Annotated in this window: 14 protein-coding genes and 1 tRNA gene; 5 read left to right on the top strand and 10 right to left on the bottom strand. The window is 64.5% G+C overall.

Features of this window, described 5'->3' with window-relative positions; translation table 11 throughout:
- Positions 1-18: 18 nt before the first annotated feature.
- The 5 genes from AAG612_RS09785 to AAG612_RS09805 all read right to left on the bottom strand — a co-directional run bounded on the left by AAG612_RS09785 (position 19) and on the right by AAG612_RS09805 (position 3,150).
- Positions 19-429 carry a GtrA family protein gene (locus AAG612_RS09785; protein WP_342509710.1) on the bottom strand — a complete coding sequence of 137 codons (411 nt, stop codon included), beginning with the start codon at positions 427-429 and terminating at the stop codon, positions 19-21.
- A gap of 28 nt (positions 430-457) precedes the next feature.
- Positions 458-2,068, bottom strand: a complete 1,611-nt coding sequence (locus AAG612_RS09790; RefSeq protein WP_342509713.1) for an NAD(P)/FAD-dependent oxidoreductase — start codon at positions 2,066-2,068, stop codon at positions 458-460.
- A gap of 97 nt (positions 2,069-2,165) precedes the next feature.
- Positions 2,166-2,250: transfer RNA gene (locus tag AAG612_RS09795), tRNA-Leu, on the bottom strand.
- Between the two features lie 102 nt (positions 2,251-2,352).
- Complete coding sequence (locus AAG612_RS09800) at positions 2,353-2,634, bottom strand: integration host factor subunit beta (RefSeq protein WP_342509715.1); 282 nt, start codon at positions 2,632-2,634, stop codon at positions 2,353-2,355.
- Positions 2,635-2,769: 135 nt separating this feature from the next.
- Positions 2,770-3,150, bottom strand: a complete 381-nt coding sequence (locus tag AAG612_RS09805; RefSeq protein WP_342509717.1) for a GntR family transcriptional regulator — start codon at positions 3,148-3,150, stop codon at positions 2,770-2,772.
- A gap of 187 nt (positions 3,151-3,337) precedes the next feature.
- Here AAG612_RS09805 and AAG612_RS09810 point away from each other — a divergent pair, with 187 nt between their 5' ends.
- Genes AAG612_RS09810 through AAG612_RS09830 form a run of 5 tightly spaced genes read left to right on the top strand, consistent with a single transcriptional unit; the run spans position 3,338 to position 8,978 of the window.
- Positions 3,338-4,999, top strand: a complete 1,662-nt coding sequence (locus AAG612_RS09810; protein WP_342509719.1) for a peptide MFS transporter — start codon at positions 3,338-3,340, stop codon at positions 4,997-4,999.
- Positions 5,000-5,032: 33 nt separating this feature from the next.
- Positions 5,033-6,436, top strand: coding sequence for an amidohydrolase (locus AAG612_RS09815; protein WP_342509721.1), 1,404 nt, complete (start codon positions 5,033-5,035; stop codon positions 6,434-6,436).
- A complete protein-coding gene (locus AAG612_RS09820) occupies positions 6,433-7,815 on the top strand; it encodes an amidohydrolase family protein (RefSeq protein WP_342509723.1) in 1,383 nt (460 codons plus the stop codon). The genes AAG612_RS09815 and AAG612_RS09820 overlap by 4 nt, the downstream gene beginning before the upstream one ends.
- Positions 7,812-8,285, top strand: a complete 474-nt coding sequence (locus tag AAG612_RS09825) for an FKBP-type peptidyl-prolyl cis-trans isomerase (protein WP_342509725.1) — start codon at positions 7,812-7,814, stop codon at positions 8,283-8,285. The genes AAG612_RS09820 and AAG612_RS09825 overlap by 4 nt, the downstream gene beginning before the upstream one ends.
- Before the next feature lie 24 nt (positions 8,286-8,309).
- Complete coding sequence (locus AAG612_RS09830) at positions 8,310-8,978, top strand: NnrU family protein (RefSeq protein WP_342509727.1); 669 nt, start codon at positions 8,310-8,312, stop codon at positions 8,976-8,978.
- Positions 8,979-9,018: 40 nt separating this feature from the next.
- Here AAG612_RS09830 and AAG612_RS09835 read toward each other — a convergent pair whose 3' ends face one another.
- The 5 genes from AAG612_RS09835 to msrA all read right to left on the bottom strand — a co-directional run bounded on the left by AAG612_RS09835 (position 9,019) and on the right by msrA (position 15,363).
- Positions 9,019-9,816: a crotonase/enoyl-CoA hydratase family protein gene (locus AAG612_RS09835; protein ID WP_342509729.1), complete on the bottom strand. Its 798-nt coding sequence runs from the start codon at positions 9,814-9,816 to the stop codon at positions 9,019-9,021.
- Positions 9,817-9,862: 46 nt separating this feature from the next.
- Positions 9,863-11,977: an amino acid permease gene (locus AAG612_RS09840; RefSeq protein WP_342509731.1), complete on the bottom strand. Its 2,115-nt coding sequence runs from the start codon at positions 11,975-11,977 to the stop codon at positions 9,863-9,865.
- Positions 11,978-12,180: 203 nt separating this feature from the next.
- Positions 12,181-14,103 (bottom strand): 1-deoxy-D-xylulose-5-phosphate synthase, encoded by a 1,923-nt coding sequence (dxs, locus tag AAG612_RS09845; protein WP_342509734.1) that lies wholly within the window; start codon positions 14,101-14,103, stop codon positions 12,181-12,183.
- A 67-nt stretch (positions 14,104-14,170) separates the two neighbouring features.
- Positions 14,171-14,641, bottom strand: a complete 471-nt coding sequence (locus tag AAG612_RS09850) for a Fur family transcriptional regulator (RefSeq protein ID WP_342509736.1) — start codon at positions 14,639-14,641, stop codon at positions 14,171-14,173.
- Between the two features lie 38 nt (positions 14,642-14,679).
- Positions 14,680-15,363: a peptide-methionine (S)-S-oxide reductase MsrA gene (msrA, locus tag AAG612_RS09855; protein WP_342509738.1), complete on the bottom strand. Its 684-nt coding sequence runs from the start codon at positions 15,361-15,363 to the stop codon at positions 14,680-14,682.
- Positions 15,364-15,560 lie beyond the last annotated feature (197 nt).

Below are 15,560 nucleotides of genomic sequence, written 5' to 3' on the forward strand. Positions count from 1 at the left end.
GGCATTATGATTCATCGCTCAGAGCGTTTGCTGGAAGACGACGCGGTTGCGCAGCCACCAGGTGAGCGCGAAGCTCAACACGATGGCCAGCAGCTTGCCCGCCCGCGGGTCGAGGCTCATCGCTTCGGCAGCCGCAACGATTCCCGTCGTCAGCGCCAGCCCGGCCAGAGCCGAGACAACGAACAGCGCCTTCTGCCGGGTGCGCGCAAGGCCCTTCGCTGCCACGCGGCCGGTGAAGACCGCCCGGCTCGATAGCAGCCAATGGGCCAGAATGCCCGCGCCATAGCCGATCGCCGAGGCCGGCGTCGCCGCCAGTCCGGCATGCATCAGGCCGAGGAAAGAGCCCATGTCGACCGCCAGCGCGCCGACGCTCGCGAGCAAGTATCGCAGGATCACCAGATCGGTGAGACGTTGCATGGCGGCCTGCATCTTTCGTTCCCCGTCCGATTGCCGAGCTTCAGGCGGCGCGGCGCGTATCGGCGCGGTCGCCGTCGGCATCGTCCTCGACGATCCGGGTCGGCACGTCGCGCATCGAATTGAGCGCGGCTGCCTGATCGTCGCTGACCTCGCGGCCCGGTTCTCTGGCCGGCAGCTCCTTTTCGGCACCTTCGTCGCCGGCTTCGTGATATTCGGCATCCTCGTTGACGCACCAGATATCGTACACCCGCGATCCGGCGATGATGTTCTCGACCGTCAGCATCGCAGTCATCATCGCGTGGTCCTGGTTGTTGTAGCGGTGCATGCCATTGCGCCCGACGAGGTGGAGCGTGGGATACTTGTCCTCCAGTTCGGCGCGCATCGTGGCGACATTGGCAGCGTAATCCTCGTCATAGACGGGATAGGCCTTTTCCTGCCGGACCACCGTGCCGCCGCGCACCTTTGCAGGGTCGAGCAGGCCGAGAATGCGCATCTCGTCGGTCGCCAGCGCGACCAGATCGTCGTCGTCCATCGACCACAGCCCGTCGCCTTCGAAGCAGAAATATTCGAGGCCGACGCAGGCCATGTTCTCGTCCGGGATCATTTCGGGCGACCAGCTGCGGAAGTTCTGCACGCGACCGACCTTCACCTTGCTGTCGTGGATGTAGATCCAGTTGTCGGGAAACAGGTCTTCGCCCTCGACCATCAGCGCGACGGTCAGGAAGTCGCGATATTTCAGCTCGTTCGTCTGGAAGGTCGATTGCGGCAGCGGATGCATGCGCCGCGCAAGCTCGCGCATAGGGGCGGAACTGATCGCGTGGTCAGCCTCGATCGTGACCATGCCGGACGCGCCCTTGGCGGTCATCCGCCAGCCGCCGCGCCCGTCACTGGCAAGCTGGTCGAGGGCATGGCCCATGATGATCCGGCCCTTGCCGGTCGCTTCGATCTTGTCGCGCGCGGCTTCCCACATCATGCCGGGGCCCTGGCGCGGATAACGGAAGCTCTCGAGCAGGGTCTTCGCCTGCATCCCGTCATTGGGTTTCTTGTTGAGGCCGAGGCTGCGCTTCACGCCGTCGATCACCGCACCCATCAGCGAGAGGCCCTTGATCCGCTGCGCCGCCCAGTCCGCGCTCATCTCGTCACACGGCATGCCCCACACCTTCTCGGTATAGGTCTTGAAGAAGATCGAATAGAGCTTCTTGCCGAACTGGTTGGTGGTCCAGTCCTCGAAACTTTTGACATTGCGATTGGGGAAAGCGCGCACCCACAGGTAGCTCGCCATGCACATGGTCGAGCGCCACAGGCCGAGGTTGCGCAGTGCCTCGAAGGCGCGCAGCGGGTACGAGTAGAATTTGCCCTCGTAATAGATGCGGCTCATCCGCGGACGTTCGATGAAATCGTCGGGCAGAATCTCGTTCCACAGGTCGACCACCTGCTGGCTCTTCGAGAAAAACCGGTGCCCGCCAATGTCGAAGCGATAGCCCTCGTGCTCGACCGTGCGACTGATGCCGCCCACATAGGTTTCGTCGCGTTCGATGATCGCGACGCTCTTGCCGGCCTTGGTCAGCAGATAGCCTGCGGTAAGGCCCGCCGGGCCCGCCCCGACAATGGCCACATCGACGTTGATTGCTTGGCTTTGTGCTTCGCTCATTTCGAGCCCCCGGTTGTGGATCGCTTGACCGGGGAGTGAAGGAAAATGGTTAGGGAGAGGTAAACGAGCCCGGAAAAACGGGGCTCGCGGGGCAACCTGGTGCGGGTGGTGGGACTCGAACCCACACGATCAAGGATCAGGGGATTTTAAGTCCCCGGCGTCTACCATTCCGCCACACCCGCCGCGCGAACGCAGGTTTCGCACCCGCGAGCATGGTGCGGATAGCGAGCGTTTTCCGATTTGGCGAGGCGATGATTTGGCAACACGGGCGGTGCGAGACGCGCTTACTCGTCGTTGAGCGCGTTGCGCATTTCCTTGCCGGGCTTGAAATAGGGCACGCGCTTGGCAGGAACGTCGACCGCCTCGCCCGTGCGGGGATTGCGGCCCGTGCGCGCTTCGCGCTCGCGGGTCGAAAAGGCGCCGAACCCGCGCAGCTCCACACGACCACCCTCAGCCAGGCGCTGGGCGATCTCTTCGAAGAAGATATCGACCACCTGCTCGATTTCCTGCGCGCGCAGGTCGGGGTTGTCGTGAGCCAGCTTCTGGAGCAGCTCGGATCTGATCATGCTTTGCGCCTCCCGTTAAAGCGCCTGGGCCGGTAGCCCGCGGACGGTCCGGCTCTTTTCCTGTGGTACGACCCTTATAGGCGATTCTGCGTGCCAGAAAGCACCCATCTGCGCAATGTGCGAATGCAACATTTGCTAGGTTTTCTCTATAAATTCCTTAACCCTGTTCGACATCAGGTCAGTCAGCGACAGGTCGAGACGATCGAGCCGCGCCCTGATCTCGGGCCATTCGTGCTTGAGGAAACTCGCGCGCTCCGCACCCCGCAACCGCTCAGCCGCGCCTTGCGTGACATACATGCCGACACCGCGCCGCACCGCGATCAGGCCATCGTCCTGGAACTGCTGGAAGGCCTTGGCGACGGTCAGCGGATTGGCGCCCTGGTCCGCCGCGAAGGCCCGCACGGACGGGAGCATTTCGCCCTCCGCAAACTCGCCATCCAGGATCGCCGCGGCGATGATATCGCGCAGGCGCAGGTACACGGGGCGTGTGCTGGTGGAGGAGAAGGAGCGCGGCATAGTGGTTCAGTGACATAATACAGCGGGGCAGGTCAAGGTTCCCGCAATGCCATCAATGAGTCGCCGCAAGGACATTTTATGCGACTTGCGCGAGTCGCTTGGGCTTCACATGCAGTTTTTGCGCGCTAGGGTGCGCGCTTTGATATTGCCCGCGCAGGGACGCGGTTGTTTTGGGGATCGGGAATTCATGGCCGAATTTAATGCATTGTTCGACTCGGCGTACGAGTTGTGGGCATTCTGGATCGCGGTGGTGGCGCTTACCACCTTCCTCCTCGGCGGGGTTTTCTTAACCACACGCCCACAGGCCGAAGTCATCGGCCATCCCAAGGGCCTGTTCCTGCTGTTCATGGCCGAGATGTGGGAGCGCTTTTCCTACTACGGCATGCGCGCGCTGCTGATCTTCTACCTCGTCCAGCACTGGATGTTCAGCGATAGCGAAGCGAGCGTGATCTACGGGGCCTACACGGCCCTCGTTTACATTACTCCGGTGGTCGGCGGCTTTCTTGCAGACCGCTATCTCGGGCAGCGCAAAGCCGTTCTCTTCGGCGCGGTTCTGCTGACCTTCGGCCATTTCTTCATGGCCTTCGAAGGTGACGGGGGGCAGGCCGATGCCACGATCAACATCTTCTGGATGGCGCTTGCGCTGATCATCGTGGGTTCGGGCTTCCTCAAGGCCAACATCTCGGTGATGGTCGGCCAGCTCTATCCGCGTACCGACATCCGCCGCGATCCGGCATACACCATCTTCTACATGGGCATTAACGTCGGCGCGGCGACGGCGTCGATCATCTGCGGCTTCCTCGGCCAGACCGTCGGCTGGGCCTATGGCTTCGGCCTCGCGGGCATCGGCATGCTGCTGGGCCTGGTGTTCTTCATCGTCGGCAAGCCGCTGCTGCTCGGCAAGGGCGAGCCCAAGGATCCGGCCAAGCTCGCCGGTGGGCGCGAATTCGGCATCTACGGCATCGGACTGGCGATGGTCGCCTTGTGCTGGCTGGCGATCCAGTATCAGTCGCTGGTCGGCTGGGTGCTCGGCTTCTTCGGCCTCGGCCTGGTCGCCTATGTCCTCTACCTCGCAATCGGCCGTCTGCCGCGCGAGGAACGCGACCGTATCTTCGCTGCGATCTTCCTGATCTTCGTTTCGATCGTCTTCTGGGCGCTGTTCGAACAGGCAGGCTCCAGTCTCAACCTGTTCACCGATCGCCATGTCGACACGCAGGGCGTTGCGGCATCGATGTTCCAGTCGATCAACGCGATCTACATCATCCTGCTGGCACCTCTGTTCGCAGGCCTGTGGCAGATGCTCGCCCGACGCGGCGCGGAACCGTCCACCCCGATGAAGTTCGGCCTGGCCGTCATCCAGGTCGGCCTCGGCTTCCTCGTGCTGGTATGGGGCGCGCAGAGCGTCGGCCTGAACGTGCCGACGCCGGTGATCTTCATCTTCCTGATTTACCTGCTGCACACGACCGGTGAGCTGTGCTTGTCGCCCGTTGGTCTTTCGGCGATGAACCGCCTGAGCCCCGGCCATATGGCCTCGCTGATTATGGGCACCTGGTTCTTTGCATCGGCCACCGGCAACTTCGCCGCAGGCCTGATCGCTTCGGCAACCGGTGCCGAAGGTGTCAGCCAGGAAGCTGGCAAGCAGGTCGTCCTCGACGTGTACTCCACGGTTGGCTGGTTCGCAGTCGGCGTCGGGATTGTCGTGATGGTGATCAGCCCGCTGGTGAAAAAGCTGATGCACCTCGACACGCTCGCCGACGACGATGTCGGCGACGATCTGGAAGGCCAGTCCGAGGGCCCGGGCGAGCCGCAGGGCGCGGGCATGCACCCCACGACCCGGCCGATCAACTAAGGGCGAAAAAGGCACCCAAAGGGGGGAATACTAATGCGGGCACGGAAACTTCTGAGCCATGGCCTCACCCTTTGCGGCGCGCTCGCGCTGGGGGCCTGTTCCACCATGGGCGGCGGCGGCGCGGCGAAATCCCGCCCTGCCGCCTCCGCCTCCTCCCCCACCGCGGGGGAGGATGGGCGCGCGCCCTATGCCTCGACCTATCAGCGCTTCCCGGGGCGCCCGACCGCGCTGGTCGGCGCGACCGTTTTCGATGGGGCGGGCAACCGGTTCGACAACGCGACCGTGCTATTCCGCGATGGCGAAGTGGTCGAAGTGGGCACCGGTCTTGCGACCGAAGGTTATGATGTGGTGGACGGCACCGGCAAGTTCGTGACGCCGGGCGTGATCGACATCCACTCGCACCTCGGCGACTATCCCACCCCATCCGTGCAGGCGCATAGCGACGGCAACGAAGCGACCAGCCCTATGACGCCTGAAGTCTGGGCCGAACACTCGGTCTGGCCGCAGGACCCGGGCTTCAGCCGCGCACTCGCCAATGGCGGTGTGACCAGCCTGCAGATCCTGCCCGGCTCCGCCAACCTCACCGGCGGGCGTTCGGTCACGCTCAAGAACGTTGCCTCGCGCACCGTCCAGGGCATGAAGTTCCCCGGCGCGCCCTACGGCATGAAGATGGCCTGCGGGGAGAATCCCAAGCGGGTCTATGGCGGGCGCGGGCGCATGCCTTCCACCCGGATGGGCAATTTCGCGGTCAACCGGCAGATGTGGCTCGACGCGAAGGCCTATGCCGATGGCGACCGCAGCCGCCGCGATCTCGCCAAGGAAACGCTGGCGGGCGTGCTCGACGGCGAAATCCTGATCCACAATCACTGCTACCGCGCCGACGAGATGGCGCTGGTGATGGATATGGCGAAGGAGATGGGATACAAGGTTTCCGCCTTCCATCACGCGGTCGAGGCCTACAAGATCGGCGATCTCTTGCGCGAAAACGGCGTGTGCAGCGCGATCTGGGCCGATTGGTACGGCTTCAAGATGGAAAGTTACGACGGCATTCCCGAGAACGCCTCGCTGCTGTGGCAGGCGGGTGCCTGCGTGATCATCCATTCCGACGATGCGAACGGCATCCAGCGGCTCAACCAGGAAGCCGCCAAGGCGCAGGCCGCCGGGCGTCGCATGGGTCTCGACATTCCCGATGCCGAGGTGGTCGGCTGGTTCACGCTCAACGCCGCGAAGGCGATGGGGATCGACGAGATGACCGGCAGCCTCGAGCCGGGCAAGATGGCCGACGTGGTGCTGTGGAACGGCGATCCGCTGAGCGTGTATTCGCGCCCCGAAAAAGTCTGGGTCGACGGCGCGCTGCTCTATGACGCGATGGACCGCAACCGGCGCCCGGTCAGCGATTTCGAGCTTGGTCAGCCCGGTGAAGGAGACGTGAAATGATCGCCCGCTTCCTTCTCGGCACCGCCGCAGCGCTGGCCATGGTCGCTCCGGCCACAGCGCAGGATTTCGTCATCACCAACGCGACGGTTGCCACCGGCGACGGCTCCGAACCGGTCGAGAATGCCACGGTGGTCGTGCGCGATGGCCGTGTCGTCGCGGCGGGCGCCAGCGTCTCTGCCCCCGCCGGGCTCGAAACGATCGACGGCACCGGCAAGTGGGTCACGCCCGGCATCTTCTCGGCCATCACCGACCTCGGCCTGTCCGATGTCGACGGGGTGAGCGACAGCAATGATTCCTCGGCAGGCGGCTCGCCCTTCAGTGCTGCACTCGACGTATCGACCGCGCTCAACCCCAATTCGCAGGACCTGATGGTCGCCCGCGCCGACGGGATCACCCGCGCGAGCGTCTATTCGAGCCCATCGGCATCGATCTTCGGCGGCCAGGGTGCGGTCATCGATCTGGGCGCCGACCCCGAAATGGTCACGCGGACGCGCGCCTTCCAGGTCGTCGATCTCGGGGAACGTGGCGCACGCATTTCGGGCGGCAGCCGCACCAGCGCACATGCCCTGCTGCGCAATGCGCTGCGCGAGGCGACCGACCTCGGAGACCGCGCCGCCATCGGGGCCGCCACCCCGCGCCCTTCGGACGCCCGCTTCGGCGACGATGTCCCGCTCGACCCGCGCCTCTCGGGCCGCGACAGCGAGCGGGCGGGCGATGTCCTGCTCACCCGCTTCGATGCCGCCGCTCTGGTGCCGGTCGTGCGCGGCGAGCAATCGCTGTATGTCGTGGTGGAGCGTGCCGCCGATATCCGCGAGGTCCTGAAGCTCACGCGTACCTTTCCGCAGCTCGATCTCGTCCTGCTCGGCGCGAGCGAGGGATGGCTGGTCGCGCAAGATATCGCAGCGGCGGGCGTGCCGGTGATCGCCGATCCGCTCGACGATCTGCCGCAGGGCTTCGACCAGCTCGCCTCGACCCAGAGCAATGTCGGCCGGATGCGCGCCGCCGGGGTCACCGTGGCGATCGGCCGGATGGAAGGCGGGACGGGCGAACAGCCGCGTAATGCGCGCCAGTATGCGGGCAATCTCGTCGCCCTCACCCGGGTGCCCGGCGCCACCGGGCTGAGCTGGGGCCAGGCCCTCGCCACGATCACTTCGATCCCCGCGCAAATCGCCGGCTTCGGTGGGCGGCTCGGCACGCTCTCAAACGGGGCAACTGCCGATCTGGTGATCTGGGACGGCGATCCGCTGGAGGTGACCAGCGCGGCGGAAGCCGTCTTCATCGACGGCGTGCGCCAGCCGACCGACAACCACCAGACGCGTCTGCGCGAACGCTATCGCGATCTCGACGAGAGCGACCTGCCCAAGGCCTACGACTGGTGAAGGCCGCCCTCGCGCTTCTGGCGCTCGGCCTGCCGGGTGCCGCGGTTGCTCAGGATGCCGCAGAAGAGCCGGCGCATGACCTTGCCTGGCACAACAAGCAGCAGCTCGCTCTTGCCGAGCTGAAGGCGGAAGACGGCTGGCACGTCTTGCCGGGCGGCTTGAAATATCGCCTCCTATCGGGCGACGGCAGCGGGCCGAAGCCTACGGTCGAGGATACGGTGACCGTGCATTATGCCGGGCGCCTGCTTGACGGGACGCAGTTCGACAGCTCTTACGAACGCGGCGAACCGGCGACCTTCCCGCTTGGACGGCTGGTCAAGGCGTGGCAGCTCGCGATTCCCGAAATGGGGGTGGGTGACACGATCGAGCTCTACGCGCCCGCCGACCTCGCCTACGGCCCGGTCGGCAAGGGGCCGATCCCGGGCAATGCGACCTTGGTCTTCAAGGTGGAGCTGCTCGGCATCGAATAGCGTTATCTGGGGAGGAGAGACGACATGGTGGACCCGCTCACCTCGCTGATCGCTGCCAGCGTTGCTTTCGTCGGCACACATTTTGCGATGTCGCATCCCCTGCGCAGACCCATGGTGCGCGCGCTGGGCGATACCGGCTTCATGATCGCCTATACGCTGGTCAGCGCGGCCACGATGGCATGGATGTATCTCGCCTTCGTCGCGATACCGGCGGGCGCACCGCTGTGGGGCGGCTACGGCGACGCGGTCTGGGTTGTCGCGAGCGTCATCACACTGGTCGCAATGGTGCTGTTCGCCGGATCGCTCATCGGCAACCCCGCGCTGCCAGCACCCGGCGCCGAGCAGGCTGCGCAAAAGGAGCCGAGCGGCGTCTTCAAGGTCACGCGACACCCGATGATGTGGGGCTTTGCGCTGTGGGCATTATCGCACCTGATCGCCGCACCCACCGCGCGGACCGTGGTTGTCGCACTTGCCATCGGCACGCTCGCGCTGGTCGGCGCGCACCTGCAGGACCGCAAGAAGGAGGTGCTGATGGGCGATGCCTGGAAGTCGTGGGAAGCGAATACGAGCTATTGGCCGCGCCTCGGCCACCTGTTTGCTGCGGGCGCGATCCCGTGGATCGGTGGCATCGTGATCTGGCTGGGCGCAACATGGCTCCACGCCATGGAAGCAGGCGTTTGGCGCTGGGTCTGACTGCTCTCGTGTAGTCACGCGGTCGGGCGAGAGCGCCCCGCTACCCGCCCGTGAAGTGGGCCGGGCGTTTCTCGATCAGCGCGGCGACGCCTTCTTCATGGTCGGCGGTATGGTGCATGAGGCCCTGTGTGCTCGCCGCAAGTTCGAGCGCGCCATCATAGCTCAGCCCTCGTCCCTGCCGCAGCATCATCTTGGTCTGGCGTAGCGCAGCCGGAGGCATGGCAGCCACCTTTGTGGCGAGCGCCCGAGCCTCGTCCATCAGCGCATCGGGCTCGACTACGCGACTGACGAGGCCCCAATCCTGGGCAGTGGCCGCGTCGATCACATCGCCGGTAAAGAACAGCTCCGCCGCGCGCGCATCGCCGATCACGCGCGGCAGCAGCCATGTCCCGCCATCGCCAGGCACGAGGCCCAGCTTGAGGAAGGTGACGCCGAATCTTGCTGAATTGCTCGCGATGCGCATGTCGGCCAGACAGGCAAGATCGCAGCCAAGGCCGATGGCAGGCCCGTTGATCGCGGCAATCAGCGGCATGCGCAAATGATACAGCGCCCGCAGCATGCGGTGGATATTGTTGCGATATCCGTCGGCGATGTCGGCGGGCGATCCGGCGAAGTTGCCCGTCCGGTTCTGCATCGCCTTGACGTCGCCGCCCGCACTGAAGGCGCGGCCCGCGCCGGTCAGGATCGCGCAGCGGATGCTCGGGTCCTCATTGATCGAACTGCAAGCCTCGACAAATGCATCCCCGTCACCCGCCTGGCCGAGTGCATTCATGCTCTCGGGGCGATTGAGGGTGAGGGTTGCGATGTGGCTGCTGCGGGCAAGTTCGATCAGTGACATGGCACGAGGCTACCGCGCCACACCATTCAGGTCGAGCAGGAGACGTTCATTCCGACCCGGTATCGACGCGATCTTCGAACAGCGCGCGCAGATCCTCGGGTTCACCGAGAATCGACACGCGGTCGCCCGTTTGCAGCACGAGGTCGGGGCGAGAGAGGATGGCACTTGTGTCACGCTCGACCATCACGATCTGGCAGCTGCCGGGCAGCTCGATCGCATCGAGGCGCTTGCCCGCCGCCTGTGCGAGCGCGGGGATTTCGCCAATCGGCTGGTGCAGATAGTGATCGTCGCGCATCAGCACCCGGTTGATCTCCTGCTCGTTCCGGGCAGCCAGCCAGCGTTTTTCGAAGTCCTCGGCTTGCGCCATTTCGGCAAGGTGGCCGACCACCCGCAGGTCGAGGCCCGCAGGCTCTTGCGGCATCACCATGTACATCAGCGTGTGCACGTTCTCCGCTCCCAAGATGTCGACCACGGCCTCATCGCCGAAGCGGAAGATGAACAGCTCCGATTGCTCGGCCTCGGCCAGGGTCTTGTAGGCAAGGTACATCTGCGGACGGATCGCATGCACCTCCATCCGCTCGCCCTTGAAGACCCCTTCAATGAAGTCCTTGTCGAGGCCGAAGCGTTCCTGGCCCATCGCGACCATTTCTTCGATCAGGCTTTCGCGGTCGTAACGACCGGTGGGGCGATCCATCAGTGCCGATCGCGCGATCACCGCTTCGTACTTGAGGTTCGAAGGCTCGGTCCGCTCGTGCACGATCGAGGCAAGCTCGTCCTCGATGCCTTCGTAGATGCTGTGCCCCAGCTGGCGGTGGACGTGATAGATCGCGCCCCGGCGCTTGACCCGCTTGTAGGCGTAGAACTGGTAATAGAGCCCGCAGACGACGGCCAGCGCGATCGTGAAGAGGATCGGCAGCGCGCCCATTTCTATGATGAGCCAGAAGGCGATCAGGAAGCCGGCGATCGGCACCCACGGATAGAGCGGGGTCTTGAAGCCGGGGCGATAGGTGTCGATCCGGCTCTCGCGCATGACCACCACCGCCACGCACACCAGCCCGAAGAGCAGGAGCTGAAACGCACTGGCCAGCTTGGCGACCGACTGAACATCGAAGATGGCCAGCACCAGCACCATCGCGATCACCGTCACGATGATCGCGAGGGTCGGCGTGCCGCTCTTGCCGACATTGCTCAGCCTGTCGGGCAGCAGCTTGTCCTTCGCCATGGCAAAGGGATAGCGCGAAGCCGACATGATCCCGGCATTGCCGGTGGAGGCGAAGGCAGCGACGGCGGCGACGACGATCAGCGTGACGCCCAGATCGTAGGGCACGAAGCCGAGGAACCGCTTGCCCGCATCGGCCACCGGGGTGAGGCTGCCGAAGAGATCGTCGGGCGGCAGCGCGGCGACCATTACCAGCGTGCCCAGCGTATAGATGATGGTCGCGGTCAACAGCGAGAGCGTCATGCCGAGCGGAATGTTGCGGTCCGGGTTCTCGACCTCTTCCGCCACACTCGCGACCTTGGTGAGGCCGGCATAGGACACGAAGACGAGGCCGATGGTCGCGAAGAAGCCGCCGAACCCGTCGGAGAAGAAAGCGCCGTAGGACGGATCGGGCTCGAGGATGTCTGCCACGCCGAGGCGGGCGAAGGCGGTGATGACGAAGGCGGTCAGGATCACCACCAGCGTCGACACGAAGATGCGCTGCAGCATCGTCGTTTCCTTGGCGCCCACGATGTTGATGATGCCGAACATGATCGTCAGCCCGATCGCCGTCCAAGTGACCGGAAGATCGACATAGAGTCCAAGGTAAGCGCCCATGCCGACAAGCGCGAAGGCGCTTTTGAACACCACCGCGATCCACGATCCGAGCCCGCCGACCGTGCCCATCAGGGGGCCCATGCTGCGGTCGAGGAAAAAGTAGGTGCCGCCCGAACGCGGCATGGCGGTGGACAGCTCTGCCATGCAATACATCGCAGGCAGGATCAGCAGACCTGCAACCATGTAGGCGAGAAAGACCGAGTTGCCGGTCTGTGCCGCAGCAATGCCGGGCAGCAGAAACAGCCCGGACGAGAACATTGCGCCGGTCGCTATGGCATAGACGTCGAACAGCCCGATACTCTTGGAAAGTTTGCTATCGCCGCTCGGTTGATCCTGCCCCGCCATCCAGAAGGATACCGCCGTGGAAGCGCATCGTTCCCATGAACGCGCGTAGGCACGCGGTAGCAAGCCGACGCACGAAGAGGTGGATGCCGGTGCGATTTACCCCGGCGCATGCAACGTCATGCCTAAAAAGCCGATCCACAATCAGGTTTTCGGCAAACCCGCGCGCGATCTTCGGATACCGCGAACCTCGATGAATCAGGGCGCTAGGCCCGCGCTTCCTCGACCCCCGCCGAGTTGTGACGCAGCGCGGCGAGCACGGTGTCGAGGATATCGGGCGCGTTGAGCCCCGCCTCGTCATACTGCTTCTTGGGATCGTCGTGATCCTGGAACACATCGGGCAGGCGCATCGTGCGCACCTTGAGGCCTTCGTCGAGGAGGCCGGTATCGCTCGCGTAGGTGAGCACGTGCGCACCGAGCCCGCCGATGGCGGCTTCCTCGATCGTCAGCACCACCTCGTGCTCGCGCATCGCCTTTTCGATCAATGCGGTGTCGAGCGGCTTGGCGAAGCGCATGTCCGCCACCGTCGTCGACAGGCCGCGTGCTTCGAGCTGTTCGGCGGCTTCCAGCGCTTCGCCCAGCCGTGTGCCGAGCGAGAGGATCGCAACCTTGCTGCCTTCCTTGACGATCCGGCCCTTGCCGATCTCCAGCTTTTCCAGCTTCTCCGGGATTTCGACACCCGTGCCCGCGCCGCGCGGATAGCGGAAGGCAATCGGGCCGTCGTCGTACTCGGCGGCGGTGTAGGTCATGTGCGCCAGCTCCGCCTCGTCGGCGGCCGCCATCACCACCATGTTGGGCAGCGTCGCCAGATAGGTGACGTCGAACGATCCCGCATGCGTGCATCCGTCCGCGCCGACCAGCCCGGCACGGTCGATCGCGAAGCGCACCGGCAGATTCTGGATCGCAACGTCGTGGACCACCTGGTCGTAGGCGCGCTGGAGGAAGGTCGAGTAGATCGCGGCGAAAGGACGCATGCCCTGCGCGGCGAGCCCGGCGGCAAAGGTCACACCGTGCTGTTCGGCAATGCCGACATCGAAGCTGCGTTCGGGGTGCGCCTTGGCGAACTTGTCGACCCCCGTGCCGCCCGGCATCGCGGCGGTGATCGCGCAGATGCGATCGTCGGTCTCGGCCAGCTTGGCGAGGGTTTCGCCGAACACGTTCTGGTAATTGGGCGGGCCGCCCTTCGACTTCTTCTGTTCGCCGGTGATGACGTCGAACTTGGAGACGCCGTGGTACTTGTCCGCACTTTCCTCGGCGAACTTGTAGCCCTTGCCCTTCTCGGTCACGACATGGATCAGGACCGGGCCCTGATCGGAATCGCGCACATTCTCCAGCACCGGGATCAGGTGGTCGAGATTGTGTCCGTCGATCGGCCCGACGTAGTAGAAGCCCAGCTCCTCGAACAAGGTCCCGCCGGTCACCATGCCGCGGGTGAATTCCTCCGCCTTGCCGAGCGAGGAATGCAGGCGGCGGTGCATCTTCTTGGCGACCTTGGAGGCAAGGCTGCGCAGGCCGAGATATTCGCCGCTCGAAACCACGCGCGCCAAGTATGCCGAAAGCCCGCCCACCGGGGGCGCGATCGACATGTCGTTGTCGTTGAGGATCACGACCAGCCGGTTGCCCGCCTGTTCGGCATTGTTCATCGCCTCGTAGGCCATCCCTGCGCTCATTGCGCCGTCGCCAATCACGGCGATCGCGCGGCCGGGCTTGTCCTGCAGCTTGTTCGCCATCGCGAAGCCCAGCCCCGCGCTGATCGAAGTGGAGGAATGCGCGGCGCCGAAGGGGTCGTATTCGCTCTCGGTCCGCTTCGTGAAGCCCGACAGGCCGCCGCCCTGCCGCAGCGTGCGGATGCGGTCGCGCCGCCCGGTCAGGATCTTGTGCGGGTAGCACTGGTGGCCGACATCCCAGATCAGACGATCCTCGGGCGTGTTGAAGATGTAATGGATCGCCACGGTCAGCTCGACCACGCCGAGGCCCGAGCCCAGATGCCCGCCGGTGGTGCCGACCGCATCGATCATTTCGGTGCGCAATTCGTCGGCCAGCTGGCGGAGTTTATCACGGTCGATCTTGCGGAGATCTGCGGGAAGAGCGACCTTGTCGAGCAGCGGCGTTGCAGGGCGTTTATTCATGGCTAACAGTCCTACAACGTGGAATCGCGCCTGTCGACAAAGTGCGTCAGGCTAGCAACTTGCCGCTCTATCGCGCGCAGGATCCGCACAATCCGCGTAGCTCGACCACCGGGCGTACCTCGGCAAAGCCTGCTTCGGTGCCCGCGTTGCGCAGCGCGCCGGTCAGTCGGTCGTCGTCGATATGGTCCGCCGCGCCGCAATCGTCACAAATCAGGAAGATGCAATCGTGCCGGCACCCCGGATGCGAATTGACGAGGAAGGCGTTGGCACTCTCGATACGGTTGGCGAGATTACCCCGCACGAAGATGTCGAGAATGCGGTAGACGCTGTTCGGCGCGACCCGGCTGCCACGCTGATTGCTAAGGTTCTCGGCAATGTCATAGGCCGAAACGGGGCGCGAATGTTTCGCCAGTTCCTCGAACACTTCGGCGCGCATGCCGGTCCAGCGCTCCCCCTGTTCCTCGAGCGAGCGTTTGGCGGCGGTGATCAGCGCCTCGCCTTCGTGTTCGTGATGCGAATGCTTGTGTGCAGTTGCCATTGGCTGAAGATAGCGCGCCGGGCGCCGGGTTTCCAGCGTCAGTCTTTGAGGAAACTGGCGCGGTAGACGCCGGGATAAAATTCCTTGAGCGCGGCGACTTTGGGCGCGTCCCAGCGCACGATGTAGCCGTGGTCGGGATTCTTCGCGGCGAAGTTCTGATGGTAATCCTCGGCCTCGTAGAACGTCTTGGCGGGGACGATGTCGGTCACGATCGGCTTGTCCCACGTTCCGCTGCGCTTCATCTGCGCGAGATAGGCGCGCGCGACCTTGCGCTGTTCCGCCGAAAGCGGGACAAGCTCGGCGTTGTAATGCGCGCCGCGATCGGGGCCCTGACGGTTGCGCAGGGTCGGGTCGGCAACCACCGAGAAAAAGATGCGCAGCAGCTGGTCATAACGAATCTGCGAAGGATCATAGGTGATCTTCACCGCTTCGGTATGGTCGGTGATGCCGCTGGAGACGAGCTTGTAGTCGGCCTGCCGTTTCGTGCCACCGTGATAGCCGGCCTTGGCGCTCTTCACGCCTTTGACATGGCTGAAGACCGCCTCGACGCCCCAGAAGCATCCGCCCGCGAAGACTGCGGTCTTGAGGCCGCTCTCCTTCGCTTTCACCTGCGCAACCGGCGCGCGGACGTGATTTTCCGCCGCCAGTGCGGGGCCGCATCCTGCAAGCGCGAGCGACCCGGCAGCGATCAGCGTTAGAAGTCCGGTCGTTCGTTTGCTCACGGGAGGACCCCGATAAGCGCCTGCGCACCGTCGAAGCGCGTCATGACGAGCGTGACGGCAACGACGCCGAAGCCGACGCCGAAGCTGCGAAAGAGGTCTGAGGTGAAGAGTTTCATGGGCGTATTTCCAGGCGGATTGATTGCTTGCCCCCGATATGGGGTGCGACCGCTTTCGGATCGGTGAATTCGGCGAAAGCA

The sequence above is a fragment of the Citromicrobium bathyomarinum genome, assembly GCF_038594605.1.
GTDB lineage: Bacteria > Pseudomonadota > Alphaproteobacteria > Sphingomonadales > Sphingomonadaceae > Alteriqipengyuania > Alteriqipengyuania bathyomarina_B.

Bases quoted from the DNA above. Each gene is read 5' to 3' on its own strand.
- AAG612_RS09785 (WP_342509710.1), bottom strand. From the start codon at position 429: ATGCAGGCCGCCATGCAACGTCTCACCGATCTGGTGATCCTGCGATAC.
- AAG612_RS09790 (WP_342509713.1), bottom strand. From the start codon at position 2,068: ATGAGCGAAGCACAAAGCCAAGCAATCAACGTCGATGTGGCCATTGTC.
- AAG612_RS09800 (WP_342509715.1), bottom strand. From the start codon at position 2,634: ATGATCAGATCCGAGCTGCTCCAGAAGCTGGCTCACGACAACCCCGAC.
- AAG612_RS09805 (WP_342509717.1), bottom strand. From the start codon at position 3,150: ATGCCGCGCTCCTTCTCCTCCACCAGCACACGCCCCGTGTACCTGCGC.
- AAG612_RS09810 (WP_342509719.1), top strand. From the start codon at position 3,338: ATGGCCGAATTTAATGCATTGTTCGACTCGGCGTACGAGTTGTGGGCA.
- AAG612_RS09815 (WP_342509721.1), top strand. From the start codon at position 5,033: ATGCGGGCACGGAAACTTCTGAGCCATGGCCTCACCCTTTGCGGCGCG.
- AAG612_RS09820 (WP_342509723.1), top strand. From the start codon at position 6,433: ATGATCGCCCGCTTCCTTCTCGGCACCGCCGCAGCGCTGGCCATGGTC.
- AAG612_RS09830 (WP_342509727.1), top strand. From the start codon at position 8,310: ATGGTGGACCCGCTCACCTCGCTGATCGCTGCCAGCGTTGCTTTCGTC.
- AAG612_RS09835 (WP_342509729.1), bottom strand. From the start codon at position 9,816: ATGTCACTGATCGAACTTGCCCGCAGCAGCCACATCGCAACCCTCACC.
- AAG612_RS09840 (WP_342509731.1), bottom strand. From the start codon at position 11,977: ATGGCGGGGCAGGATCAACCGAGCGGCGATAGCAAACTTTCCAAGAGT.
- dxs (WP_342509734.1), bottom strand. From the start codon at position 14,103: ATGAATAAACGCCCTGCAACGCCGCTGCTCGACAAGGTCGCTCTTCCC.
- AAG612_RS09850 (WP_342509736.1), bottom strand. From the start codon at position 14,641: ATGGCAACTGCACACAAGCATTCGCATCACGAACACGAAGGCGAGGCG.